General features: G+C 75.1%; 2 protein-coding genes. Both read right to left on the minus strand.

The window, feature by feature from the left end:
* Positions 1-108: 108 nt before the first annotated feature.
* Positions 109-1365, minus strand: a complete 1257-nt coding sequence (locus ACIRJR_RS37065) for an ROK family protein (RefSeq protein WP_403789185.1) — start codon at positions 1363-1365, stop codon at positions 109-111.
* 62 nt (positions 1366-1427) lie between these two features.
* Positions 1428-2726 (minus strand): phytase, encoded by a 1299-nt coding sequence (locus ACIRJR_RS37070; RefSeq protein ID WP_403789187.1) that lies wholly within the window; start codon positions 2724-2726, stop codon positions 1428-1430.
* Between the last annotated feature and the right edge of the window lie 259 nt (positions 2727-2985).

Below are 2985 nucleotides of genomic sequence, written 5' to 3' on the forward strand. Positions count from 1 at the left end.
GAAGCCCTCGACCAGCTCGCCATGGAACACCTCCTCAACGTCCGCTGACCCACCCCCCGGGGCACCCGGCACACCACCACCGGGCGCCCCGGCCCGGCGGCCCCGCTGTCAGACGTCCACCGGCGCGGGCCCGGCGTACGCGACGGGGTCGGCCAGCACGTCCTGCACCACCAGCGCCGCCGCGCCGCGCGCCGCGTCACCCGCGACGGACGACGCGCGCAGCCTGCCGCCGCCCCGGGACCAGAGACCGGACACCACTCGGCCCGTCAGCTCCGCGTCGGCGGGCGGGGAGAGCCACGGCATCAGGCCGCGGTATATCCCGCCGAGCACCACCGCGTCCGGATCGAACAGATTGACCGCTCCGGACAGCACCTGCCCCAGCATCCGGCCGGCGTCGGCCACGGCGGCCAGCGTCACGGGGTCACCCGCCTGCGCCCGCCGCTCCAGTTCCATCACCCCGGCGGCCCCGCCCGCGGCCTCGTCGATGCCGGCCGCCCGCAGCAGAGCCGACTGGCCGGCGTACTGCTCGAGGCAGCCACGCGAGCCGCACCGGCACTCGGGGCCGGCGGGGTCCACCACCACGTGACCGATCTCCCCGGCGAAACCGTGCGCGCCGCGCAGCAGTTCGCCGTCGAGCACCAGGGCGCCGCCGACACCGATCTCGCCCGTCAGGTAGAGGAAGCTGCGGACGGCGTCGAGCCCGCCGAACCACAGCTCGGCCAGCGCCGCCAGATTCGCCTCGTTCTCCGAGCGCACCGGCAGCGGTGCCGCGCCGGGACGCAGGCCGGCGAGCGCGTCGGCGAAGAGGTCCTCGGCGGGGACCTGGTTCCAGCCCAGGTTGGGCGCCTGGCGCACCGAGCCGCCCGAGACGAGTCCCGGCAGGGCGAGCGCCGTACCGACGGGGCAGAGGTCCTGTTCCCGAGCCGATCCGAGGGCCCGGGCGGCGATGCCCGCCGCCCGGGCGAGGACCTCCTCGGGCGGGGCGCCGCGGTTGTCCAGGTGCTCGGTCTGCCGCACCCGGCCTGTGCCGGCCAGATCCACCACGCAGACCGACACGTAGTCGATGTTGACCTCCACCCCGAGCCCGGCGGGCCCGGTGCGCGCCACTTTCAGGGCTGTGCCGGGCCGCCCGGCCTGACCGCTGAACGTCTTGCCGGACTCGGTGACGAAGCCGCTGTCCAGCAACTGCTCGACCAGCGAGGACACCGCGGCCCGGGTGAGCCCGACCCGCGCCGACACGCCGGCGCGGGTGGCCTCGCCGGCCTCGCCCTCGTCGCGCACGGCACGCAGCACGAGGCTCAGGTTGTGGCGGCGCACGGTGTCCTTGTCGGCCTTGGACCCCAGGGGTGTGAGGTAGCTCTTCATATCGTCGACGAGCCTATGCGATGCCCCCCGGGGCCCGGCCGCGGCGGGAGACCGGTCCCTGACTACAGGTCCGCCGCGACCTTCACCGCGCGAAGGTCGACGAACTTGAAGCCGGTCGCCTCCCGGCCGTCCTCGCTGCCCGACGCCGACGTCTCGTGACCGTCCTGGACCACCAGCAGCCCGTGCGGATAGCGGGCCCCCAGCGGCTCGTCGAGCACGGCGGCACCGTCGCACTCCTCGCTGCCGTCGAGGTCGGCCGACACGGCGGTGACGCGGAAGCCGCCCTCGTACGTGTTGCGCCGGGAGGGATCGCGGTCGTAGAGGGCGAAGCTGTCGTCGCCCTGGCCGGACGCCATGAGGTAGCCGTCCCGGGCGGACTTCCCGAAGAGGGTCAGGCCCTCCACGTCGGCCGCCAGCCGCTTCCCGCCGAAGCCGGGGTCCGCGCCCGGTGCGCACTCCTCGGTCTCCGGGTCGTACGTCCCGGGGACGCCGTACTCCCGGACCTTGTCCATCAGGACCGGGCGCCCGTTCAGTCCGGCCGGCAGGCGCCAGATGCCGACGTCCTCCTGGCCCGCGTAGAGCGTGCCGTTCTCCGGGTCGACGACCATGCCCTCGACCTGCGGCAGCTCGCCCGGCTCGCCGCACGGCGTCCAGGAGGTGCCGTTCGGCAGCCGGAACGACGAGGGGAGTGAGAGGGTCCGCACCAGGCGGTAGCCCACCGTGCCCGCCGCCGTGGGCCGGAGCTCCAGCAGGGCCAGGTCCGTGGTGTTGCGCCGGCTCACGAGGGCGTACGAGCGCCCGGTGGAGCGGTCCTGCCAGGTGGCGAGCCCGTACGCGGTCCGCTGCTCGTTGATCTCGGCCTGGTCCGCCGAGAAGACCGGGGCGGCACCCGGGTCCGTGACGTCCTTCAGCGGTCCGCCGGGCCGAGAGGGGTCGATGCGGTAGATGCGCAGGCGGTCGTTGCCCCGGTCGCTCACCACCGCCACGTCGGCGCGCCCGGCGGGGGTGCGGAGCCCGGTCAGCAGATCCACGTTGTTGAACCTGCCGGGCGCGTCGTCCTCCGTGGCGGCGGCCGGTGCCGGGACGGACTGGACCAGGGACGCGTCCAGACCGTAGACCCGCAGCCCGCCCTCCTTGGCCGTGGCCACGACCAGACTGCGCCCGGGGGCGGCGGCGTTGCGCCAGATCGCCGGGTCGTCGGCATTGGCGTTGCCCCCCTCCTCGTCGTCGTACAGCGCCGAGGTCTCCGCCGTCGCGCCGACGGCCGGGAGCGGACGGGCGTACGCGGGGGACAGCGGGACGAGGGTGACGAGTGCCGTGCCGAGGAGGGCGGTGGCCGCCAGGCGAGGGGAGCGGTGCATGCGCACAGTGCTTCCTGTCGTGAGAGGGACATGTCCATGACTCATCAGGAAGTGTCGGGCGGCGGGGCGGTGCGCCGGTGTCGTCCCCATGAGGGCGACGTGGGCGTGAGGTGAATTCGCGGTGTCGTGGGGGGGGGGGGGGCCCCCCCCCCCCCCCCCGGGGCCCGCCGGGGGGCGCGGGGGGGGGGGGGGCCCCCCCCCCGCCCCCCCCCCCCCAACAAAAGCAGAGAGGCGGGGGGGGGGAAAGTGTTTGTAACCG

This window comes from Streptomyces sp. NPDC102402 (assembly GCF_044765765.1).
GTDB lineage: Bacteria > Actinomycetota > Actinomycetes > Streptomycetales > Streptomycetaceae > Streptomyces.

What these genes read in the sequence shown, in the direction of transcription:
- ACIRJR_RS37065 (WP_403789185.1), bottom strand. Translation starts at nt 1,365, where the DNA reads ATGAAGAGCTACCTCACACCCCTGGGGTCCAAGGCCGACAAGGACACC.
- ACIRJR_RS37070 (WP_403789187.1), bottom strand. Translation starts at nt 2,726, where the DNA reads ATGCACCGCTCCCCTCGCCTGGCGGCCACCGCCCTCCTCGGCACGGCA.